21 protein-coding genes are annotated in these 22345 nt (G+C 31.9%); 6 read left to right on the top strand and 15 right to left on the bottom strand.

Going from position 1 to position 22345, the window contains the following annotated elements; genetic code table 11:
• Positions 1-43: 43 nt before the first annotated feature.
• The 4 genes from hemL to HNQ03_RS10650 form a co-directional block, all read right to left on the bottom strand.
• A complete protein-coding gene (hemL, locus tag HNQ03_RS10665) occupies positions 44-1333 on the bottom strand; it encodes a glutamate-1-semialdehyde 2,1-aminomutase (protein WP_173779669.1) in 1290 nt (429 codons plus the stop codon).
• Between the two features lie 224 nt (positions 1334-1557).
• Positions 1558-2610: a glucosaminidase domain-containing protein gene (locus tag HNQ03_RS10660; protein WP_173779668.1), complete on the bottom strand. Its 1053-nt coding sequence runs from the start codon at positions 2608-2610 to the stop codon at positions 1558-1560.
• Positions 2611-2696: 86 nt separating this feature from the next.
• Entirely contained in the window at positions 2697-3608 is a 912-nt protein-coding gene (locus HNQ03_RS10655) for a 1-aminocyclopropane-1-carboxylate deaminase/D-cysteine desulfhydrase (protein ID WP_173779667.1), read from the bottom strand.
• 187 nt (positions 3609-3795) lie between these two features.
• Positions 3796-4122 carry a hypothetical protein gene (locus HNQ03_RS10650; protein WP_173779666.1) on the bottom strand — a complete coding sequence of 109 codons (327 nt, stop codon included), beginning with the start codon at positions 4120-4122 and terminating at the stop codon, positions 3796-3798.
• 36 nt (positions 4123-4158) lie between these two features.
• Between HNQ03_RS10650 and HNQ03_RS10645 the strand changes: the two genes are divergently transcribed.
• Both HNQ03_RS10645 and HNQ03_RS10640 read left to right on the top strand, forming a co-directional pair.
• Positions 4159-4353: a DUF5522 domain-containing protein gene (locus tag HNQ03_RS10645; RefSeq protein WP_173779665.1), complete on the top strand. Its 195-nt coding sequence runs from the start codon at positions 4159-4161 to the stop codon at positions 4351-4353.
• 38 nt (positions 4354-4391) lie between these two features.
• On the top strand, positions 4392-4922 hold the full coding sequence (locus HNQ03_RS10640) for a DUF4136 domain-containing protein (protein WP_173779664.1): 531 nt from the start codon (positions 4392-4394) through the stop codon (positions 4920-4922).
• 65 nt (positions 4923-4987) lie between these two features.
• On the opposite strand, the gene HNQ03_RS10635 is transcribed toward HNQ03_RS10640, so the two are convergent.
• Genes HNQ03_RS10635 through namA form a run of 3 tightly spaced genes read right to left on the bottom strand, consistent with a single transcriptional unit; the run spans position 4988 to position 6738 of the window.
• Positions 4988-5341 (bottom strand): CCC motif membrane protein, encoded by a 354-nt coding sequence (locus HNQ03_RS10635; RefSeq protein WP_173779663.1) that lies wholly within the window; start codon positions 5339-5341, stop codon positions 4988-4990.
• Between the two features lie 33 nt (positions 5342-5374).
• Complete coding sequence (locus HNQ03_RS10630) at positions 5375-5659, bottom strand: DUF2752 domain-containing protein (protein ID WP_173779662.1); 285 nt, start codon at positions 5657-5659, stop codon at positions 5375-5377.
• Positions 5660-5676: 17 nt separating this feature from the next.
• Entirely contained in the window at positions 5677-6738 is a 1062-nt protein-coding gene (gene namA, locus HNQ03_RS10625) for an NADPH dehydrogenase NamA (protein WP_194305185.1), read from the bottom strand.
• Between the two features lie 209 nt (positions 6739-6947).
• Between namA and cdd the strand changes: the two genes are divergently transcribed.
• On the top strand, positions 6948-7430 hold the full coding sequence (gene cdd, locus HNQ03_RS10620) for a cytidine deaminase (RefSeq protein ID WP_173779661.1): 483 nt from the start codon (positions 6948-6950) through the stop codon (positions 7428-7430).
• A gap of 11 nt (positions 7431-7441) precedes the next feature.
• Here cdd and HNQ03_RS10615 read toward each other — a convergent pair whose 3' ends face one another.
• The 5 genes from HNQ03_RS10615 to HNQ03_RS10595 all read right to left on the bottom strand — a co-directional run bounded on the left by HNQ03_RS10615 (position 7442) and on the right by HNQ03_RS10595 (position 14184).
• Positions 7442-7792 (bottom strand): phage holin family protein, encoded by a 351-nt coding sequence (locus HNQ03_RS10615; RefSeq protein WP_173779660.1) that lies wholly within the window; start codon positions 7790-7792, stop codon positions 7442-7444.
• Positions 7793-7796: 4 nt separating this feature from the next.
• Positions 7797-8441 (bottom strand): aspartate/glutamate racemase family protein, encoded by a 645-nt coding sequence (locus HNQ03_RS10610; RefSeq protein WP_173779659.1) that lies wholly within the window; start codon positions 8439-8441, stop codon positions 7797-7799.
• 1 nt (position 8442) lies between these two features.
• The gene (locus tag HNQ03_RS10605; protein ID WP_173779658.1) at positions 8443-9396 is read right to left on the bottom strand and encodes an L-histidine N(alpha)-methyltransferase; all 954 of its coding nucleotides are present in this window, start codon (positions 9394-9396) and stop codon (positions 8443-8445) included.
• 3 nt (positions 9397-9399) lie between these two features.
• The gene (gene egtB, locus HNQ03_RS10600) at positions 9400-10551 is read right to left on the bottom strand and encodes an ergothioneine biosynthesis protein EgtB (RefSeq protein ID WP_173779657.1); all 1152 of its coding nucleotides are present in this window, start codon (positions 10549-10551) and stop codon (positions 9400-9402) included.
• 147 nt (positions 10552-10698) lie between these two features.
• Positions 10699-14184 carry a glycosyltransferase family 117 protein gene (locus HNQ03_RS10595; RefSeq protein ID WP_173779656.1) on the bottom strand — a complete coding sequence of 1162 codons (3486 nt, stop codon included), beginning with the start codon at positions 14182-14184 and terminating at the stop codon, positions 10699-10701.
• Positions 14185-14399: 215 nt separating this feature from the next.
• Here HNQ03_RS10595 and HNQ03_RS10590 point away from each other — a divergent pair, with 215 nt between their 5' ends.
• The 3 genes from HNQ03_RS10590 to HNQ03_RS10580 all read left to right on the top strand — a co-directional run bounded on the left by HNQ03_RS10590 (position 14400) and on the right by HNQ03_RS10580 (position 19092).
• The gene (locus tag HNQ03_RS10590) at positions 14400-15437 is read left to right on the top strand and encodes a PLP-dependent cysteine synthase family protein (protein ID WP_173779655.1); all 1038 of its coding nucleotides are present in this window, start codon (positions 14400-14402) and stop codon (positions 15435-15437) included.
• A 102-nt stretch (positions 15438-15539) separates the two neighbouring features.
• Positions 15540-16802 carry an aminotransferase class I/II-fold pyridoxal phosphate-dependent enzyme gene (locus HNQ03_RS10585; protein ID WP_173779654.1) on the top strand — a complete coding sequence of 421 codons (1263 nt, stop codon included), beginning with the start codon at positions 15540-15542 and terminating at the stop codon, positions 16800-16802.
• A gap of 82 nt (positions 16803-16884) precedes the next feature.
• Positions 16885-19092: a B12-binding domain-containing radical SAM protein gene (locus HNQ03_RS10580; RefSeq protein ID WP_173779653.1), complete on the top strand. Its 2208-nt coding sequence runs from the start codon at positions 16885-16887 to the stop codon at positions 19090-19092.
• Positions 19093-19235: 143 nt separating this feature from the next.
• Here HNQ03_RS10580 and HNQ03_RS10575 read toward each other — a convergent pair whose 3' ends face one another.
• The 3 genes from HNQ03_RS10575 to HNQ03_RS10565 all read right to left on the bottom strand — a co-directional run bounded on the left by HNQ03_RS10575 (position 19236) and on the right by HNQ03_RS10565 (position 21764).
• Entirely contained in the window at positions 19236-19517 is a 282-nt protein-coding gene (locus HNQ03_RS10575) for a FoF1 ATP synthase subunit delta/epsilon (protein WP_173779652.1), read from the bottom strand.
• Positions 19518-19611: 94 nt separating this feature from the next.
• Entirely contained in the window at positions 19612-21120 is a 1509-nt protein-coding gene (atpD, locus tag HNQ03_RS10570; RefSeq protein ID WP_173779651.1) for a F0F1 ATP synthase subunit beta, read from the bottom strand.
• An 89-nt stretch (positions 21121-21209) separates the two neighbouring features.
• Entirely contained in the window at positions 21210-21764 is a 555-nt protein-coding gene (locus HNQ03_RS10565) for a PorT family protein (RefSeq protein WP_173779650.1), read from the bottom strand.
• Between the last annotated feature and the right edge of the window lie 581 nt (positions 21765-22345).

The following is a 22345-nucleotide window of genomic DNA, read 5'->3' as shown; positions in this document are numbered from 1 at the left end:
GTTTTGTCACAATTTTTAACTTTAATTTCTTTTCTACTCTATTTTATTTATTAGAATACTCAAATTTCTTCACAACTTCCAAAGTTTTCTCAATCTCAATTTCCTTAATATCTTGAGAAATAAACCAACTTTCATATCCACTTGGTGGCAAATAAACACCATTTCGTAAACAGTGATGAAAAAAATTATTGAATAAAGGATGGTTGGCTTTTGCTGCTTCATCAAAATTAGAAACTGCATTCGTATGAAAAAAGATACTCATCATGGAGCCTTTTCTATTAATTCTATGCACTATATCTTTCTCATTCAAAATCTTAGCAATTTCGAAATCCAGAGTTTCTGTATTTTTTTCTAAATTTTTGTAGAAATTTTCATCTTTTTTTATGAGTTGCAAAGTCGATAAACCAGCACGCATCGCCAAAGGATTTCCACTCAAAGTTCCAGCTTGATATACATCTCCATTGGGTGCCAAACAATCCATAATTTCCTGCTTTCCACCAAAAGCGCCAACAGGCAATCCGCCACCAATTATTTTACCATATGTAACCATATCTGCATCTACTCCATACATTTCTTGTGCACCACCAAAAGCAAGACGAAAACCCGTCATCACTTCATCAAAAATAAGAACCGCACCATTTTCTGTGCACAATTTTCTCAATTTTTGTAGAAAATTATTTTCTGGCAACACGCAACCCATATTTCCTGCAACTGGCTCTATAATTACGGCAGCAATTTCACCCTCATTTTTAGCAAATAATTCTACAACGTCTTCTATATCATTATACTTTGCATTCAAGGTATCTTTCGCAGTTCCTTGCGTAACTCCTGCAGAACTTGGCGTACCAAATGTTGCGGCACCACTTCCTGCCTTTATCAAAAATGAATCCGAATGACCATGATAACAACCTTCAAATTTGATGATTTTTTCCCTTTTGGTAAAACCTCTCGCAACGCGAATAGCACTCATACAAGCTTCTGTACCCGAAGAAACCATCCTGATTTGATCTACATTTGGTACATTATCGATGATAAATTTCGCCATTTCAGATTCCAATTCTGTGGGCGTGCCAAAAGAAAATCCTTTTTCAGCTTGCAGTTTTATCGCTTCCAAAACTTCTGGATGTGTATGGCCGAGAATCGCAGGTCCCCAAGAATTGATATATTCCACATAAGAATTTCCGTCCTCATCATGCAAGTAAGCTCCTTTCGCAGATTTTACAAAAATTGGAGTTCCACCAACAGATTTAAAAGCTCTCACTGGTGAATTTACGCCTCCTGGAATATATTTTTTGGCCTCTTCAAACAAAGCCGAACTTCTCTCGTATTTCATTATATATTTTTAATTTTTCAAATTTTGATGATTTTTTTTTGAAGCTTAATCCCGCTTTCCACTATATCTTTTCTGCTAGAAAGCAATTTTGAAGTAGAAAAATTTTTGAACAGCAGAAAAGGATGCCGTTACAATCGGGGCTAGAAGATTTTTGCTGTTTTACGAAATTATTTTTTTACCAAGAAAATTTCTAAGACCTAAAAATAAAAGCAAAAAACTTACATTTATCTTGGTTTCTTATCCTGTAAATAAATTAATTGACCAACTTTCGGATTTTCACTTTCACTCATTCTATTTTTAGATAAAAGCGAGGACAATTTTATTCCAAATTTCTGAGAAATATCGTGCATATTTTCACCAACTTCTGCCGTGTAAATTGCTACATTTCCTTTAGAATTTTTAGATTCTAGAAAGATGATTTCATTTTTTTTCAAATCAGAACCGTCTAATTCATTGTATTTTTCCAATCGTTTTTCGCTAATTCCAAATTTCTGAGAAATCAATTTCAATTCCAAATCATCTGGCACAACAAAATATTTAAGCTGATCATTAGGATGATTTTTCACCAAAATTGTAGCTAAAACTTCGTATTTAGATTTTGTTCTTATTTTTTCTACCGTCTCTTGTTGTTTTTTATAAGATGTTGGTTTATACGGTACTTTTATTGTTTTTGGTTCTGGTACAGCTTTTTCTTGCATCACTTTCGCCATGAAAAGTTTATCTTCTTTCAAAGCTGGGTACATTTTCAAAATGGTGTACATCACTTCTTTAGAGTTGGCGTTATCAAACTCTTGCAAATTATTTTTTTCAATTTTATCTATCAAGATGTAAGCATATCTAGGATTTGTAGCATATCCAGCCTTTTTCAATCCATGTGCCCAACTTTTGTAGTCTTTCATTTCTAAAGTAAAAAGCTTCACGTAAAATTTACGAAAAGCTAAAAATTTCGAATGATCTTCGTAAGAATCTTTCGGATCATCATATACTCGAAAACATTCATTTGGAGCATCATCCGTATGTTTCATGGTCTTGCCTGTCCAATCTTCTTTGCATTTAATTCCAAAATGATTGTTTCCTTCTTGCGCCAATCTACTTTGTCCACCTGCAGTTTCTAGCAAACCTTGCGCAAGCGTGATAGAAGCTGGAATTTTATATTTTTCCATTTCTTCCACAGCATAAGGCGCAAATTTTTGGATATATTGCTCGTCTGTTTTCCAACCTTGTGCTTTAAAATTTGAAATAATAATCAAACCGGCGATTATAAAAAATCTATTCATATGAAGATATTTATTTTTTTATTTAAATTTTATTACGTAATCTTCGTTCACTTTTGCCTACATATCGCGTAATACAGATTACGAATTTAGTGCTCTAAGTTTAGTAATACTTTCTTTTTCTTTGTCAATTGCAGATTTACGCCAAAATTTCCTTGCAAACCTCCCGTATGAAAAGCTACAATTTTTGTGTTCTGAGGAAAATAATTTTCGTCGATCATCATTTGCAATTTTTGCATCATTTTTCCTGTGTAAATGGCGTCTAACTGAATTTTAAATTCTTTTTTAAAGCTATTGATAAAATAAATTAAATCTTCATTTATTTTTCCATATCCTCCAAATGTTGCATCTACTAATTCAAAATTACGCTTACCAGAAAGTTGTGAGATCAATTTTTTTTGCTCTAAATCTTTCACCACAGAAAATCCTAAAACTTGCTGATTTTCTTTGCAAAACTTTGAAATTCCTGCCAATGTTCCACCAGTTCCTACTGCACTGCAAAGATAATCAAATTGTTCGGTTTCAAAATTCAACATGTGTTGAATTCCTTTTACCGCAAAATCATTGGTTCCACCTTCTGGAATGATGCAAGATTGTGGAAATTCTGCAAGTAATTTTTCACTTAAACTTTCTTTATTTCTATAAGTTTCACGATTTACAAAACGAAAATTCATGCCATTTTCATGGGCTAATTTCAATGTTGGATTTTTTTGCCAATTTTTTTCTAATTCATCTCCTCTTATAATTCCTAAAGTTGGAATATTTTCTAATTGTCCAACTTTTGCAACGGCTGCAATATGATTAGAAAAAGCTCCGCCAAAAGTTATTATCAATGGTTTTTCCTTCTTTTCATTTTGATAATTTTGAATAGTATAAAAAAGTTTCCAAAATTTGTTTCCAGAAATTTCTGGATGTACAAGATCTTCTCTTTTCATATGGACTTGTACTCCATTCCTGGAATATAAATGAATAAGTGGAGCAGAATTTTGGGGAAATTTCATTTTATTTAAAATAAATTTATAATTGTAGATACTCGTTTTTAATTCCAAGACTTTGCGCTTGGACTTGAAAAAGTATTTTTTTCTTAAAAAGTAAAGATTAACGCATCATTTTATTATTGATAAGAAACTTTAAAACTCATTTTTAGTTATTAAAGACACAAGGCAGATTATCGCGATTAGTAAAATTTTAAATATATTTCCAAAAAGTCCATAAATTTCTACGATCTAAATAATCAAAATTATTTTCATTTGCATAAGCTTCTTTTTCGAAAGAAATAGATCTATATGCTAAATTTCCATTTTTTAATTTTACAAAATGGTAGAAATACTCAACAACGTACCAAATATAAAAGAAAATAATCAGCAATTCCAATTGCTGACGAATGTGAATTTTTTCATGATTTAATAATACTTTATTATCTTTATCCAACTTATTACTTAAAATTATAAAAGGAAATAGTGTAATTCCATTAATTTTTGTATTTTTCAGAAGAGTTTGGCACACAATTATCATTTTACAAAAGTAGAAAAGTTTATTAAAAAACAATTAATGGAAAAAATATTATTACAAGAAAATGTAGATTTCTATTATAATGAGCAAGGCTATAAGGTTTTCACAGAAAAATATCATTTAAAACGTGGTTATTGCTGCAAAAGTGGATGCAAACATTGTCCCTTTGGATACGATAAAAATACGGATTCTTTCAAGAAAATTCCGAAGTCGGAAGTTAATAGTCCGGAGTAAAATTTATAAAAAATAATTTTTAACATAAAAATAACAATATGAGTACAAAGTATATTTTCCCGATTTTAATATGTGCTGCTTTAGGATTATCTTCTTGCAGTCCTTTTAATGTAAGAACAGATTATGCCGAATCTACCAATTTTAATATGTACAAAACCTACAAACTAAGAGTTGATGATTTGAAGTTGAATGATCTGGACCAAGATAGAGTGTTGAACGAGGTTTCTAAACAACTACAAATGAAAGGCTTAACTGTGAGCGATACTCCCGATTTAATCGTGAATGTGAAAGCGAATCATAAGAAAATAACAGACATCAACCAAGGTGGAAATTTTGGTGGCGGATTTGGTTGGGGAGGATCATTTGGCTGGGGAATGGGAATGCAGAGAACATGGTCTTCTAATTACAACCAAGGTGCGTTGATCTTAGATTTGATAGATGCGAGAACACAGAAATTAGTTTGGCAAGGTGTAGGAAGTGGAATTTCCGTGGATGCACCAAAAGCAAAACAAAAACAAATACCTGCAATTATAGAAAAAATAATGTTGAACTTTCCTCCAAAAAGATAGCATTTAAATTTATTAAAAGAAAAAGACCGCAAAATTTGCGGTCTTTTTAATTATCAGTTATTATTTTATTGTCCAAATAATTCCTCTATTCTTTGATTCATTAATTCTTCATTTTGCATATTTTCCCAACCAATGTAAGCGAACATCCAAACGACGAAGGCAATGAAAATAAATGAAATAACAATTGCAATAATGGAAAGAATTTTTCCAGTCTTCACAGTGCTATAGTTATCATACATTGCTGGATTTGCTTTGTATTTTTTGGTATCCATTCCTGCTAATATCAAGCCGATGATTCCCATTATTAATCCAGGAACAACGTAGCAGCAGGTTCCTAAAATTCCTAGTATACCAAGTACCAAACTTGCTGTTGCATTCGGCAATTTTTGCCCAAGTGGTTGAAAATTTTGTTCGTTCATAGTTTTTTATTTTTCTACAGCAAATATAATAATTTAAAACAATGGATGACGAAAAAAATAGGAAATGACCATCGTAAAAGACATTATGACTGCAGAAATAATAATCATTTTGCCATAACTTTTAGATTTATCAAAATAATCTATTGCCAAAAATGCTGCAAAGAAAAAAAAAGGATAAACTGCTGGAAAAAGTTTCCAAGCATCTAAAAATCTACCTTGGAAAACCATTACTACGGAACGTTGCATACCGCAACCAAAGCATTCTATACCAAATAATGATTTGCTTAGACAAGGTAACATATATTCTTCCAGAACCATTTTAGTTAAATTTTAAATTAAATTTTTGCACGAGAGTATTGTTTCGGAAAAAAGCATGATGCTTCGTTTTCAAAAGCAGCTTCAATCGCAAGATATGGATTTCTTAGTAATTCTCTTGCTACAAAAATAAGATCTGCTTCGTTTTTCTGCAAAATTTCTTCTGCTTGTTCAGCATTTGTAATTAAACCTACGGCTCCAGTATTGATGCTAGATTCTGATTTTATCTTTGCAGAAAATGGAACTTGATACCCATCAAAAACAGAAATTTTTGCACCGTGAATGTTTCCGCCACTAGAAACATCTACCAAATCTACGTTTTTAGTTTTCAAAATTTGAGACAAAGCTACACTCTCTTCCAAATCCCAACCATTTTCAGAATATTCTGTGGCAGAAATCCTAACAAAAAGTGGATGATTTTCGTCTAAAACTTCATTAATAGCATCTACAATCTCCACTAGAAAACGTATTCTATTTTCAAAACTTCCACCGTATTCATCGGTTCTTACATTAGAAAGCGGAGAAAGAAATTGATGTATTAAATAGCCATGTGCCGCATGTATTTCAATTAAATCAAAGCCTGCATCAATAGATCTTTTCGCTGAATTTTTAAATTCTTGAACTAAATTTTTAATTTCTAAAATAGATAAAGCAGTCGGCGATCTTTCCTCTTCATTATAAGGTATATTAGATGCAGAAAAAGTTTCCCAACCTCCATTTTCTAATGATAATTGTTCACTTTTCCAAGTAGACGATTTTCTACCTGCATGAGATAGTTGAATTCCAGTTTTGGATTCCGAATTATCGTGTATAAATTTATTTATTTTTGAGAAAAATTTGGCTTGCTCATCATTCCAAATTCCGGTGCATTTATTGGTAATTCTACCTTCAGGAACTACACCACTTGCTTCTACTATTATCAATCCTGTTCCACCTTGCGCTCTACTCCCATAGTGAACAAAATGAAAATCATTTGGAAATCCTTCTGTTGCAGAATACATACACATTGGCGACATTACCCAACGGTTTTTAAGCTCTAAATTTCTAAATTTTATAGGGGAATATAAAATACTATCTTTCATTTTTAAATTTTTAATTTACTTAAATAAATGTTATTGTCATTTAAACTCTATCAATGTTTCTTCTATATATAATGACAGAGGTATTGCTATCACAAAGATAAATGAATAGAAATGATTTTAAAATATTAAACATAATTATTTTTTAGCATAAATTCAATTTTGATAATTTGATGAAAACATTTATCTTTACTTAGTATTAAGCAGAAATTATGACCAAAAACATCAGTATAGATTACGACTATTTTGAAAATTCTAACAATCTTTCCGAGATTGAAAAAACATTGTTTAATCTTGCAAAATCTTCGCGTCTGAAAGCTTATGCGCCTTATTCAAAATTTTTGGTAGGATGCGCAATTTTGTTAGAAAATGGAGAAATTATCTCCGGAAACAATCAAGAAAATGCAGCTTATCCATCAGGAATTTGCGCAGAAAGAACGGCTATATTTTATGCATCTGCAAATTTTCCAGATGTGAAGATTCTAAAATTATTTGTACTTGGTGCTTCTCTTGAAAATCTAAATAAAGCCGTACCAACTCCACCTTGTGGAGCTTGTAGACAAGTAATTTCTGAATACGAAAACAAACAGAGTTCGGAAATAGAAATATATTTCGCAAATATGGACGACGAAATTTGCAAGGTAAAATCTATAAGATCTCTCTTACCTTTTACTTTTGATGCAAGTTTTTTATAAAAAATGGAATGTTAATCTTTGTCGTCTGAAAGAAAAATACCATTAATTAAAGATGATATTAAAGATAATGCGATACTAAAAATTAACGCCCAAAAGAAGCCATCTACAGACATTTCATCTATAAAATGGGCTGCAATAAGTATGATAGCAGCATTTATCACAAAAGTAAATAATCCTAAAGTAATAATTGTAAATGGCAAACCAATAATTTTTAGAACTGGTTTTACAAAAAAATTGAGCAAACCTAACACCAATGCGAATACAATTGCGGTCATAAAATTGTCTATATGAACGCCTGTCAAAATTTTCGTTAAACCAAACGCAACTCCCGCAGTTACTAGTAATTTTAAGATTGTTTTCATTTATTTATTTTAAAAATTCTTCAATTTGAATTTGAGCCATATCTAGTATATGAGGAGATTTCTCCGCATGAATAGATAATTCAGTACACGCCAAAATCACATGGCTATGTTGCGAATAAAGATAGCATAAATTTTGAAATTGAGAAACTTCTTCCGGAGTTTCTCTCTTTTCGTACACTTTTTTCCTAAAATCGTCTATAGAAATTTGATGCTCTTTACTAGGAAGATTAAATGCAATACCTACTTCACCAAATTTCTTTTTTAAATATAGTGAATTCATAGTGAAAATAGTTCCGAAAATTACGATTTCATCAATTTCATATTTCTTCAATTTCTTTATTGTGAAATCTACTGCATGAATAATTTCCACATCACTTGAAATTTTATCAATCGTCTCGTGCAAAGTTATATTTGGAATCAGTAGTTTTTGAATACCTAAAGATTTAATTTCTGAAAAATAATTCTCAATTTTTGGAATTAAAATATCGAATTGATTAGGCAAATATGGATTAATTTCGTCAAAGTTTGTTTGATATAAAAGAAAAGGACAGGTAGAAAAACCACCATTCATTTTGTTGTACTGAGAATTTATTTCATCAATATAAAAAATTGTGGAAGCATTTCCCAGACCTAAAATTCCTTTTTTCACCTTACTTCTTTTCTAAAATGTAATCTGCAAAATAGCTTCGAGAATCTACAAACTTCGCTTTAATTTGAACTCCTGAATCTATTAAAAGATTATTTAAAACATCGTCATCATATTTCCTAGAAATTTCCATTAGAATCTTTTCATCTTTTTCAAAATGGAATACTTTATCATTAATGGAAAAATGAACACTTTGATTGGTTAGACTTTTCAAGTAACTTTTTGCAGCACCTTCTTCTTCGTCATATTCTGGATCGTGCAGAAAATTTTCAACAATAAAATTTGCGCCTAATTCATTGTTCATTCTTTGCAAGAGATTAAGATTAAATCTTGCTGTAATTTTGCTCTCATCATTATAAGCTTGCAAAATTGTTTTAAAATCTTTTTTTAAATCTACACCAAGAAGCAATTTATCTTTATTTCTAAAACTTGCAGTCACATTCTTCAAAAATTCTGCAGCAATTTTATCTTCTAAGTTACCCAAATTTGAACCAATAAATAGAACAATCTTTTGCTTATCATCTTGGGAAAGCTCATCCAAAATCATAAAATAATCACCTTGTTTTGGTTCAATTTTTAAATCTGGTAGTTTCTCAGATAAATTATTCACCAAATCGTCCAAAACGTTTTGAGAAATATCAATCGGTAAATAACTGAAGTTATAATTTTGATGTAGCAATTCTTCCAAAAGAAATATAGTTTTCGTGCCATCTCCAGCTCCTAATTCTATCAATTCAAAAGGAATGTCTTTGTCAATTTTCCAAGAATTTATAATCTCTTTTGCTTGAATTTTGAAAATTTCTGTTTCACTATTTGTAAGATAATATTCTGGCATCGCCATTATTTCTTGAAAAATTTTATCACCAATTTTATCATAAAAATATCTAGAAGGCAATCTTTTTGGACTATCGCTTAGTCCGTTTTGTGTGTCTTCTAGAAACTGTGCATTATATTCCATATTTTATTTTGCTAATCTTATTCCTGTTAATTGCCATCTATATTTTGGATGGAAAAAGTTTCTGTATGTTGATCTTTCATGTCCTTTTGGTGTAGCTGTAGAAGCTCCTCTCAAAACCATTTGGCTGATCATAAATTTGCCATTGTATTCTCCAACTGCGCCTTCTGCAATTTCAAATTTTGGATAAGGAAGGTATGCAGAATAAGTCCACTCCCATCTTTTTCCCCATTTAAATTTTGCAGATGCTGCTTCCCATTCAAATTCTGTGGGCAATCTGCAACCTTTCCAATTTGCAAAAGCTTGAGCTTCATAAAAAGAAATGTGTGCAAGAATTTTATCTTTTTCTACAATTTTTAATCCGCCCAAAGTGTATTGATGCCAAACTCCATCTATATTTTCCCAATATAAAGGTGCATCAATTTTATTTTCTTCTACCCAACTCCAACCTTCGTCTAGCCAAAATTTAAAATTTTGATAACCTCCCGCCTCAATAAATTCAATATATTCTCCATTAGTAACCAATGCTTTCGAGATTTGAAAATCATTTAAATATACTTGATGTCTACCTACTTCATTATCAAAATGAAAACCTTCCCCTTCAAAACCTATTTGATACAATCCTTTTTCTATTTCTAGCCAGCCTGTTTCCTCATTATCTTGATTAATTAAGTCAAAATTTTCTTTATAAACAGGATTTATTGGATTAAAAGAAAATGTATGTTTAAGATCTGTAATTAGTAATTCTTGATGTTGTTGCTCGTGATTGATCCCTAGAATTATAAGCTCTCGGATTTCCAAGTTATCTTCGTCAGTAAGCAATTCTTCTATTTTAGCATCCACATATTTTCTATATTTATACACTTCTTCCACACTTGGTCTCGTGATCAAACCACGTTGATTTCTTACCGCTCTTTTGCCAATTGTTTGATAATAGCTATTAAATAAAAAAGAAAAATCCGGATGAAAAATTTGATATTCTGGATAGAATTTTTTTAGAATCATTTCTTCAAAGAACCATGTAGAATGAGCTAAATGCCACTTTGGTGGACTTGCAAAATCTACAGGTTGTGGTATATAATCTTCTAACTGCAGCGGTGCGCATAGATTGATTGTAAAGAGTCTGGTTTGTAGATAATAGGGTAATAAATCTCGCATAAATTATATTTACGTGGCAAAATTAAGAATATTTAATTTTCTTTTTTTATAAAATTAGTAGAAACTATTTCTAAATTTCTAAATTTTTTAATTTATACAAAAAAACCACGAAAAATTTCGTGGTTTTTTTGTTATTGAAAGCTAAAATTAATTATTTGCCTCCATTATTGCTTTCGTTATTTGTGCCTCCTTTTCGTCTGCGTAAGTGGAATCATAGGGTTTCATCACATCAAATAAATAGGTGTAGAAAGGCGTAATAATTTGAACTTTATCCGTTTCATTACGTGCTTTTTCTTTTCCCATTGCTTTTAGATCTCCTAAGAAATTATTTAATCTTTTATCAATCACAGACAAAGATTTTACGAGATAAGCATAACCTTTATTTGATTGGCCAATTTTTTTATAACTGTCTGATACTGCAGCAACCACAAGAGAGTATTCCATTGGTTTTGCTCCCATTTGCCTTCTTGCATATCTTTGATCTGCATCTGATAAGGTTGCATAATAATCATACTCCTCAAATATTCCTTTCTTCAATTCTTCTGCTAATTTCAATCCTTTTTGCTCTTGGCCAGAAACGATGTAGGCGTACACAATACTGCTTAAAGATCTGGCATCATTGTACTTCTCTACAGGAATTTCTTTGGATGCAAGATCTAAAATTTCTATAGCTTGTTGTTTTTTTCCTGCCAAAGAAAGTGCTTCTGCTGCTCTACCTGTTGTATTTCTGTAGCTCATTATATTTGATGTTGCAGTTTCATCAAAATGATTTTTTAAATTTTTAAAATTCCCCCATTTAAAGTTTTTCACAACTTTGTACAGTTCGTCGGCATCTACTCTACCCATTTCTCCATCTGCTCTTTGTTCTGTTTTAATAGGAACTAAACGATAACTAAAACCATCAAATTGTAGATAATTTTGAAGATAGAATAAATTTTCATCATCATAAACTCCACCCGAAGAAAAATTGATCGTTCTTTTCCAATCAAAATTTGCAAGAATATCCAATAGCATCAAATTGTTCTTATACATTGTTCCACTGGTATAATTGATGGTCAAATTGTCTTCCATTTTATCTGCATCAGCAGGTTTTACAGTTCCAGATTTTATAGCGTTTGCTTTATTTACAGGAATTGTAAATTTAGAAACTGGTAAAAAATTAAATTTTTCGTAACGATCTTCTCCAAATAAAATCTTCACCATTTCATCTTTTTCAGGTGATTTTGTTCTAATGAATTTCATTGCTTCTTGCACGGTCATAGAATCTTGGGTAAGATATTTCGTAAATGGTGCGAATGTAGATGCAGGATAACCTTGTTCTGTATAATTTTTAATAATTCTACCTAAAGTTTCTGTATCAAAAATCACAATTTGATCATTGCTACCTTCTCTGTAATCTTCGTGAACCAAACTAGAAGGAATTCCTGGTGCATTATAGGTTCGGCGTTTCACCTGATCTATATTCCAAGGTGTAGAAAGTAACGTAAAATTCACAACTTTCACATCATCTCGAAAATTTTCTGTCTCTTGCATTGCCCAAACAGGATAGGTATCATTGTCTCCATATACAAACAAAATATTATCCTTTGGCAAAGAAGCCAACATAGAATGTGCATAATCATGTGCTGTGTAATGATTGCTTCTATCATGCGCATTATAATTTTGAAAACCCATCATCAATGGAATTCCCAGAAGTACAATTCCAGTGATAATACTTGCAACTCTTGATTTTACTTTTTGTTGTAGAAACATGAAGATTGCAGCTGCTCCAATTCCAATCCAGATGGCGAATACATAGAAAGAACCAACCATTGCGTAATCTCTTTCTCGTGGTTCAAAAGGCTTTACACCGGTGTAAAATACAATACCAATACTGGTTAATATAAACAAGGATAAAATTGCGTAAAATCTACCGAAATCTTTATTTAGTTGGAAAAAGAAACCAAAAATTCCCAGCAATAATGGTAAGAAAAAGAAGGCAACAGTACTTTCGTTTTTAAATTTTGCAGGCATTTTATCCTGATTTCCATACATTGCATCATCTATAAAAGAAAAACCAGAAATCCAATTTCCGTTGGTATTTTCCATGTGACCCTCCAAATCATTTTGACGACCAACAAAATTCCACATTAGATATCTTACAAAATAATACCCATTTTGAAAACTAAAGAAATAATCTAGGTTTTGAGATAAACTTGGTTTTTGAACCTTTAATAAATTATATTCTCGAACTTGAAGATAATCGCTCGCTTTTATCGTTTTGTCTTCATATTTTGCACGCAATTCATCAAAAATTTTCATCGCTTCTGGACTTTCAGCTATATCTTTATTCTCATAATTGAAACTAAAATCTGGCGCTCCATACATAGAAATGTAATTCTGCATTACATCCTTATCTTCATTAAACATTCTTGGCATAAAACCTACATGTTCTGGTGCGTAAACATAATCAAATCTTTCGCCTACTTTTCTGTACAATCCAGATTTTTCATCTTTTTCGTAAACATCGTCTGTTTTATTTGTTTTAAAACTACCATCTTCATTTTTCTGAATTCCGTTTGCATCTAAGTATGCTGTATAATTTTGCCCGTAGCTTGTTGGCCAATCTCCATATTGAACACGATTATAATAATCTTTCATGCCGATTGCATTATCTGGATTGTTCAAGTTCATCGGTGGATTTGCGTTGGCTCGAATAGGAATTACCATCCAACAAGAGAATCCTATTAACATATAAACAACGGACAATGCCATCGTGATAAATAAATTTTTCTTGTATTTTTGAGCATATTTAATGATTAAAACACAAATTGAAACCAACAAAACAAAGGCGATAATAGTCCCAGAATGGAAAGGCATTCCCAATTCATTTACCGCTAGAATTTCTAATTTTCCAAATAGTGTCATTATAAAAGGAAATATTCCTTTAAAAACGATTGCTAAAATTATTAATGTGAAAAAATTTGCCAGAATAAAACTTTTCCAAGAAAATTCGTAATTTCTTGCATAATAAATAAAACAAACCGCCGGAATTGCCAACATGCACATCATGTGAACACCCACAGAAAGACCAATAACGAAGAATATTAGGATAATCCAACGTTCATTATCTATTGCATGATATTCATTTTCCCATTTTGTTATGAGCCAAACAATCATTGCTATAAACATAGACGTCATAGAATAAACTTCCCCTTCTACCGCAGAAAACCAAAAAGTATCTGAAAATGTGAAAGCTAATGCACCAATAACACCAGAAAATAAAATTGCAATTTCCTGATTTAAACTAACATCTTCGAATTCCTTATTTAAAAGCCGTCTTACTAAATGCGTAATTGTCCAAAATAAAAATAAAATAGTAAGCGCACTAAAAAGTGCAGACATTCCATTGATAACGATAGAATAATTTCCGCCATCTCCAAAGGCAAACATCGCAGCAACTGCACCTACCAATTGAAAAAGTGCTGCTCCTGGAGCATGGGTAACTTCCAGTTTTACAGCAGAAGATATGTATTCCCCACAGTCCCAAAAGCTAAAATTTGGTTCTATGGTAGAAAGGTAAGTAATGAATGCAATTGCAAAAACTCCCCAACCTAAGACGGTATTCCATCTTTTAAATGTCCAATTTTTCATAAATTTAAATCAATTGTGCGAAAATAATGATTTTAGTTGATTCTTATGGCAATTTAACAAATTTTAAATATTAACGTTAATTACAACCAAACCACTCTTTATTTCGTATAAACAACTGAAAGCTAATACACAACGAAGTTTTACTTTATAATTATAATTATAAATTTTTTTTTTTGTATTTTTGCAAACGGAATTTTTAGAGAGAAATGACACAAATGAATAACGTATTTGATAACATCCTGGGATTAATTGGAGAAAGTCCAATGGTAAGACTCAACGAAGTTACCAAAGATATACCAGCAACCATACTTGCAAAATTAGAATCTTTTAATCCAGGACATTCTACAAAAGATAGAATTGCTTTGCACATTATAGAGCAAGCAGAACGGATGGGATTGTTGAAACCTGGCGCAACGATAATAGAAACAACTTCTGGTAATACTGGATACTCTATCGCGATGGTGAGTATCATCAAAGGTTACAAATGTATTTTATCCGTAAGCGATAAAACTAAGGCTGAAAAAATAGCCTATTTGAAAGCTTTAGGAGCAGTAGTTTATATTTGCCCTGCAAATGTACCTGCGGAAGATCCAAGATCTTACTATGAAGTTGCAAAAAGATTGGCAGAAGAAACTCCAAATTCTATATACATCAATCAGTATTTTAATGAATTAAATATAGAAGCGCACTACCAAACTACAGGACCAGAAATTTGGAAACAAACCGAAGGAAAGGTGACGCACTTATTTGCTTGTACAGGAACAGGTGGAACTTTAAGTGGTTCTGCAAAATTTTTGAAAGAGAAAAACCCTGATATAAAAGTAATCGGAGTAGATGCAGATGGTTCTATACTCAAAACTTTCCATGAGACTGGCGAGATAGATAAATCAGACATTCATCCATATCAGATAGAAGGAATGGGCAAAAATTTAATTCCAAAAGCGCTTCTTTTTGATCAAATTGATGAATTTGTACGTGTAAATGATGAATTGGCAGCCTACAAAACCAGAGAAATTGCTTTGAAAGAAGCAATAATGGGTGGTTACACAACTGGAGCTGTAGTACAAGGTCTTGTACAATATGCAGCAGAAAATCCATTTAACGATACAGATTTAGTTGTTTTAATATTTCCAGATCATGGTTCTAGATATATCACGAAAGTATACAGTGATGAATGGATGAAAGAGCAAGGTTTTACCAATAATCTGGTACATAACTATGATGAAGTTTTTAAAACTGAGCACATAAAGTAATAACCTTATGATTTTTAACATACTACCCTTTTCAAAATTTGAAAAGGGTTTTTTATTATTGATTTTTTCCTTAACTTTACATCTTAAAACGATTTCAGAAATATGGTAGATATATTCGACAGATTAAGAAAAAATCCTGGCCCATTAGGTCAATTCGCAGATTATGCAGAAGGTTACTTTGTTTTTCCAAAATTGGAAGGTAAAATTGGACCAAGAATGATTTTTCAAGGTAAAGAAGTAATTTTTTGGAGTGCAAATGATTACTTAGGTTTGTGTAATCACCCAGAAGTTTTGGAAGCAGATGCAAAAGCTGCTGCAGAATATGGTATGTTCTATCCAATGGGAGCAAGAGCAATGTCTGGAGAAACAGATCAACATCAACTATTAGAAAAAGAATTAGCAGATTTCGTAAAGATGGAAGCTGCATATTTATTGAATTTTGGATACCAAGGAATGGTTTCCACTGTGGATGCACTAACAAGTCGTCACGATGTCATCGTATATGATTCTGATGCTCACGCATGTATTGTAGATGGTGTACGTTTGCACGTGGGAAAAAGCTTTATGTACCGTCATAATGATTTAGAAAGTCTAGAAAAAAACTTGATAAGAGCTACGAAAGTTGCAGAAGCAAGTGGCGGTGGAATTTTAGTAATCACGGAAGGTGTTTTCGGGATGAGTGGAATGCAAGGAAAAGTGAAAGAAATTACCGATTTAAAAGATAAGTATAATTTCCGTTTACTTGTAGATGATGCGCATGGTTTCGGAACTCTAGGTAAAACTGGAGCTGGAGCTGGAGAAGAGCAAGGTTGCCAAGACAAAATAGATGTTTATTTCTCTACGTTTGCAAAATCTATGGCAGGTTTTGGTGCTTTCATAGCAGGAGATGCAGATATTATAAGAATTTTAAAATACAATCTTCGTTCTCAAATTTATGCTAAATCTCTCACGATGCCAATGGTAATTGGTGGAAGAAAAAGATTAGAACTTTTAAGAACAAGGCCAGAAATAAAAGCAAAATTGTGGGAAAACGTTGGTAAATTACAAAACGGATTGAAAGCAAGAGGTTATAATTTGGGAAACACCAATACTTGTGTAACTCCAGTTTTTATGAAAGGAACAACCGTAGAAGCTACACTTTTAGTGAAAGATTTAAGAGAAAATTACGGTATTTTCACATCTGTAGTTATCTATCCTGTAATACCAAAAGGAAATATCTTGCTAAGATTAATACCTACAGCATCGCATACAGACGCAGAAATTGATGAAACTTTGGAGGCATTTGATGCTATTAGTGAAAAACTTTCTAGCGGACACTACAAAAAAATGGAAGAAGAAATGAATTTGGTTTACAAAGAAAGCTAAATTAATCTCTAAAATAAATTTAAACCGTTGAATTTTCAGCGGTTTTTTCATTTAAAATAAATAATTTTACAAAAAATATTTCTTGAAAGATACCCTTCTTATTACTCCACCTTTCACGCAGCTCAACACACCTTATCCGGCAACTGCTTATATAAAAGGATTTCTAAACACGAAAAATATTTCGAGTTTTCAAATGGATTTGGGGATAGAAGTTATTTTAAAAATTTTTTCTAAAACTGGTCTAGAAAAAATTTTTGAAAAAGAAATTAATTTACAAAATGTTTCAGAAAATTCTCAACGGATATTTGCTTTAAAATATGATTATATAAAAACTATAGATCAAGTTATTTTATTTCTTCAAAACCGAAATCCTACCTTAGCAAGGCAAATTTCTAGTATGAATTTTTTGCCAGAAGCATCTCGGTTCAATAATTTGGACGATATAGAATATGCCTTCGGAAATATGGGTTTACAAGACAAAGCAAAGCATCTTGCAACCCTTTATTTAGAAGATATATCAGATTATATTGTAGAAAACGTAGATGCAGATTTCGGTTTTAGCCGTTACGCGGAAAGAATAGGACAAAGTGCCAATTCTTTTGATGAATTATATACTAAACTAAATAATGAGCAAAGTTTCATCGATGAATTTACTTTAAAAATTTTAAATGAAAAACTTGACGCAGTTCAACCAAAATTAGTTTGTTTTTCCGTACCATTTCCAGGGAATTTGTATGCTGCTTTTAAATGTGCTCAATTTATTAAATTAAACTATCCCCACATAAAAATTGCAATGGGAGGAGGTTTTCCGAACACAGAACTGCGAGAATTAAAAGATAGTAGAGTCTTCGAATTTTTTGATTTCATCACATTAGATGATGGGGAACTGCCTTTAGAATTAATTTGTATTGCTATATTAAATTCTCCAACTTTGGAGAGTTGTACGAAGGACAGGATTTTAAAACGCACATTTATTCTTGAAAATGGAGAAGTTATTTATAAAAATAATTCAACAAAACAGGATTACAAACAGGCAGAAATTGGAACACCAGATTATACAGATTTACTTTTAAATAATTATATTTCCGTTATAGAAATTGCCAATCCCATGCACAGTTTGTGGAGTGATGGTAGATGGAACAAACTCACGATGGCGCATGGTTGCTATTGGGGAAAATGTACTTTTTGCGATATTTCTTTGGATTATATCCGATTATACGAGCCCATTTCTGCCAAGATTTTGGTAGATAGAATGGAAGAATTGATGGCTCAAACTGGAGAATCTGGATTTCATTTTGTAGATGAGGCAGCACCACCAGCATTGATGCGAGAAGTTGCCTTAGAAATTCTACGTAGAAATTTAGTAGTTTCTTGGTGGACGAATATTCGATTTGAAAAAAGTTTCAGCAAAGATTTATGTGTTTTGCTAAAATTATCTGGTTGCATCGCCGTTTCTGGTGGATTGGAAGTGGCAAGCGATCGGCTTTTAAAACTAATTGACAAAGGAGTTTCCGTAGAACAAGTTGCCAAAGTGACCCGAAATTTAACGGAAGCAGGAATTATGGTGCATGCTTATTTGATGTATGGCTACCCTACTCAAACAATCCAAGAGACTGTAGATTCTTTAGAAATGGTGCGTCAACTTTTTGAAATGGGAATTTTGCAAAGTGGTTTTTGGCATCAATTTGCAATGACGGCACATTCGCCAGTTGGAAAAAATCCTGAAGAATTTGGGGTGACGCCAATCCTTCAAGACATACAATTCGCGCATAACGATATAGATTTTATAGACAAAACAGGTATAGATCACAATAAATTTAGTGATGGATTAAAAAAATCTTTGTTTAATTACATGCACGGAGTTCATTTTGAGTTGCGCTTGCAAGATTGGTTTGATTTTAAAACGCCAAAAACCAGCATACATCCTGATTATATACATGATTGTCTTTTGGAAGAGGAAGATTTTAAATTCAAAGGAAATTCTAAAATTCTTTTTGTTGCTAAAAATCCTATCTGCGAGAATTTCACTAAAACAAAAAAAGGAAATTCAATCAATTTATCTAAATTAATTTTTCATCTAAATACAAACATTGTAGAAATTGAACTAGAAGTAGAAAGAGCAAATTGGCTAATTAAAAGCTTTAAAACAAACACTTTACAAAATTCAAATAAACTCACACTTCAACAGTTGAAAACCGATTTTGAAAATCAGTTTGAAAATTTTGAATTATTTTGGTTTTCTAAACCGATGCAATCTTTGAAGGAAAATGGGGTGATTTTGAGTTTGTGATTTTACTAATAAATTTGGTAAAGGAATTAAGAACAGGAAGTTCGTCTTTGATAAATTTTGTCTAAAATTTGGAATTTAACTTATTTACCAAAAAAAAATCCCAAACAAAAGTCTGGGAATTATATATTTTGAAAATTTAAAATTTACTCAGCAAGGATAATTCCTTTATTGCCTGCAAATTCTATAACTCCGCTTTTTACTTTGAAAGAAAAAACACTTTCTTTTTCACTTTCTTTTTTGAAATTTTTAGAAAATTGCTCATCGATAGAATTGGTGTACAATTTAATATCTCCACCAACCAAAGATGCTACAATAGCAGCGTGATCTTTCATTATCTGAAAATCTCCATTTTTACCAGGAAGCAAAACTGATTTCACTTCGCCTTCAAAAATAACGTGTTCTGGAGTTAAAATTTTTATATTCATTTTTTTTTAGATAATAGATAAAAGATGGATAGATAATAGGTTGTAACTTCTTAAAAAGTCTAAAAGTCTATCATCTATCCGTCTATATTCTTTTTTAAGCGTTTTCTGCTGCCATTTTTTCACCTGCTGCTATAGCTTCTTCTATAGTTCCTTTCAAGTTGAAAGCTGCTTCTGGAAGGTGATCTAACTCTCCATCCATGATCATATTAAATCCTTTGATGGTATCTTTTATATCTACCAAAGATCCTTTCAAACCTGTAAATTGCTCTGCAACGTGGAACGGTTGAGATAAGAAACGTTGTACTTTTCTTGCTCTATAAACAGATAATTTATCTTCTTCAGAAAGTTCTTCCATCCCAAGAATCGCGATAATATCTTGTAATGCTTTGTATTTTTGTAAAATTTCTTTCACTCTTTGTGCACAATCATAATGCTCATCACCCAAAATTTCAGGGGTCAAAATTCTAGAAGTAGAAGCCAAAGGATCTACCGCTGGATAAATTCCTAATGAAGCAATTTTTCTATCCAATACCGTTGTTGCATCTAAGTGAGCAAAGGTTGTTGCTGGTGCAGGATCGGTTAAATCATCCGCAGGTACGTAAACCGCTTGTACAGATGTAATAGATCCATTTTTTGTAGAAGTAATTCTTTCTTGCATCGCACCCATTTCTGATGCCAAAGTTGGTTGATAACCTACTGCAGATGGCATTCTACCCAAAAGTGCAGATACCTCAGAACCAGCCTGTGTAAATCTAAAGATATTATCTACGAAGAATAAAATATCTCTACCTTGTCCTGCTCCATCTCCATCACGGAAATTTTCTGCAATCGTAAGACCAGAAAGTGCTACTCTTGCTCTTGCTCCAGGTGGCTCATTCATCTGTCCGAATACGAAAGTTGCTTTCGATTCTTTCATTGCCTCTAAATCAATTTTAGATAAATCCCATCCTCCATTTTCCATAGAATGCATGAATTCATCACCATATTTTATAATGCCAGATTCTAGCATCTCTCTCAAAAGGTCATTTCCTTCTCTTGTTCTTTCTCCAACTCCCGCAAATACGGAAAGTCCACCATGTCCTTTTGCTATATTATTAATTAATTCCTGGATCAAAACTGTTTTACCAACTCCCGCTCCACCAAATAAACCAATTTTACCACCTTTAGAATAAGGTTCTACCAAATCGATAACTTTAATTCCTGTGAAAAGTACTTCCGCAGATGTTGTTAATTGATCAAAAGCAGGTGCATCTCTGTGTATTGGCAATCCTCCTTCTTTCGATACTTGTGGCAAGCCATCAATAGCATCTCCAACAACGTTGAACAATCTTCCATAAACATCTTCGCCAACTGGCATTGTGATTGGGAGTCCGTATCCTACAACACTTGCACCTCTTTGTAGTCCATCTGTAGCATCCATTGCGATACATCTTACAGAATCTTCGCCAATATGTTGCGCTACTTCTAAAGTAATTTTATCACCACTTTCTTTGGTTACTACCAATGCATCATAGATGTTTGGTAAATCTTCTACTCTAGAGAAAATAACGTCAATTACTGGTCCAATAATCTGAGAAACTTTTCCTTTTATTTCGTTTGCCATAGCTTCAATTTTTCTTGGTGCAAATATAAGGAAACTATCCAATTCTGCAATTGGATTAAAAAAAGATTTTTATCATATTTTTATGCCTATTATTTAAGAAAGTAGACAAGGCCAAGTCTTAATACATCTCTTTTTCCATTGTAATATTCTAACGCATTTTGGTTTATTTGTTCAGTAAATCCTTTTGAAAAACTTCCCTCAACAAAAAAATTATTTAAGATTTGATAATCTACACCAATATCTGCAGAAATTCCTAAGCGATTGGGAAAAAAATAAAAAGAATTTCCTTGTGGATCCGGAATATAGTTTAGTTTTGGTCCTGCGAATATAGAAAAGTCCTTTTTCAACTTATATTTGTAATATATCGGTATTTCTATAATAGTAACAGCTTGCGTATATGAAACAATGGTTGAACCTTGTATAGCGTTTGAATCATCAAAATGATATTCAGATACAAAACCTCCATATAGTTCAGTCCCAATATATCCAGATTTATCACCCATATTATCTAATGCTCTAATATTTGACTGATTTAAACCACCTTTAAGCCCAAACTTCCAATATTTTTCGGTTTGAATTTGTCCGCTGAATATCGTTCCAACGAACATTGATAAAGATGTAGTTAATAATGTTAACTTTTTCATATTATATTTTAAAAATTGGTTTTTAGTATTACACAATTTAAAAATTCCTCTTAATATTAAGAGGAATTTTTATTATTATTTACTGGAAAATATCTTTATTAAATATATTACTGTCTTGACTATGAGTGCTAAAAAAACTATTTTGTTTAAACCCAAATGGTAATGATGTTTCAATTTTCTTTAACCTTTTTCTATTTTTTTGTTTATTACTTGATAGTGTGCCTCCAGGTGCACACGAATAGTAATCAGTTATGTTACCATTATATCCCGAAGAAATTGAAGTTCTAAATTTTTTCCATTTTCCACTTTTTTTACGAAAAGATTCAGTAATAGACTTTATTTTAGTCAGACCAGTATTTGGAAAATGTCCTTCTTTAACTTTATGCTTCCAAATAATTCTTCTATCAGAGGAAAAAATGTTCTCGCCTTATTCTACCCTCATTTCTTTAGACCACAATTAGTTGTTTCTTAATTGTTTTTATGCTGCTAATTTATACATTTCCAATGGCTTTTTGAGTTTAATTCCTTGATGACTTCTGTTGTGATATCGCAATAACCATTTTTGTATTCCCAGATAAAGT

Origin of the sequence: Frigoriflavimonas asaccharolytica (assembly GCF_013294015.1) — a bacterium.
Taxonomy (GTDB): domain Bacteria; phylum Bacteroidota; class Bacteroidia; order Flavobacteriales; family Weeksellaceae; genus Frigoriflavimonas; species Frigoriflavimonas asaccharolytica.
The sequence above is the reverse complement of the archived record's forward strand: the minus strand, read 5'-3'. Positions and strand labels throughout refer to the sequence as shown.

Bases quoted from the DNA above. Each gene is read 5' to 3' on its own strand.
- hemL (WP_173779669.1), bottom strand. From the start codon at position 1,333: ATGAAATACGAGAGAAGTTCGGCTTTGTTTGAAGAGGCCAAAAAATAT.
- HNQ03_RS10660 (WP_173779668.1), bottom strand. From the start codon at position 2,610: ATGAATAGATTTTTTATAATCGCCGGTTTGATTATTATTTCAAATTTT.
- HNQ03_RS10655 (WP_173779667.1), bottom strand. From the start codon at position 3,608: ATGAAATTTCCCCAAAATTCTGCTCCACTTATTCATTTATATTCCAGG.
- HNQ03_RS10650 (WP_173779666.1), bottom strand. From the start codon at position 4,122: ATGATAATTGTGTGCCAAACTCTTCTGAAAAATACAAAAATTAATGGA.
- HNQ03_RS10645 (WP_173779665.1), top strand. From the start codon at position 4,159: ATGGAAAAAATATTATTACAAGAAAATGTAGATTTCTATTATAATGAG.
- HNQ03_RS10640 (WP_173779664.1), top strand. From the start codon at position 4,392: ATGAGTACAAAGTATATTTTCCCGATTTTAATATGTGCTGCTTTAGGA.
- HNQ03_RS10635 (WP_173779663.1), bottom strand. From the start codon at position 5,341: ATGAACGAACAAAATTTTCAACCACTTGGGCAAAAATTGCCGAATGCA.
- HNQ03_RS10630 (WP_173779662.1), bottom strand. From the start codon at position 5,659: ATGGTTCTGGAAGAATATATGTTACCTTGTCTAAGCAAATCATTATTT.
- namA (WP_194305185.1), bottom strand. From the start codon at position 6,738: ATGAAAGATAGTATTTTATATTCCCCTATAAAATTTAGAAATTTAGAG.
- cdd (WP_173779661.1), top strand. From the start codon at position 6,948: ATGACCAAAAACATCAGTATAGATTACGACTATTTTGAAAATTCTAAC.
- HNQ03_RS10615 (WP_173779660.1), bottom strand. From the start codon at position 7,792: ATGAAAACAATCTTAAAATTACTAGTAACTGCGGGAGTTGCGTTTGGT.
- HNQ03_RS10605 (WP_173779658.1), bottom strand. From the start codon at position 9,396: ATGGAATATAATGCACAGTTTCTAGAAGACACACAAAACGGACTAAGC.
- egtB (WP_173779657.1), bottom strand. From the start codon at position 10,551: ATGCGAGATTTATTACCCTATTATCTACAAACCAGACTCTTTACAATC.
- HNQ03_RS10595 (WP_173779656.1), bottom strand. From the start codon at position 14,184: ATGAAAAATTGGACATTTAAAAGATGGAATACCGTCTTAGGTTGGGGA.
- HNQ03_RS10590 (WP_173779655.1), top strand. From the start codon at position 14,400: ATGAATAACGTATTTGATAACATCCTGGGATTAATTGGAGAAAGTCCA.
- HNQ03_RS10585 (WP_173779654.1), top strand. From the start codon at position 15,540: ATGGTAGATATATTCGACAGATTAAGAAAAAATCCTGGCCCATTAGGT.
- HNQ03_RS10575 (WP_173779652.1), bottom strand. From the start codon at position 19,517: ATGAATATAAAAATTTTAACTCCAGAACACGTTATTTTTGAAGGCGAA.
- atpD (WP_173779651.1), bottom strand. From the start codon at position 21,120: ATGGCAAACGAAATAAAAGGAAAAGTTTCTCAGATTATTGGACCAGTA.
- HNQ03_RS10565 (WP_173779650.1), bottom strand. From the start codon at position 21,764: ATGAAAAAGTTAACATTATTAACTACATCTTTATCAATGTTCGTTGGA.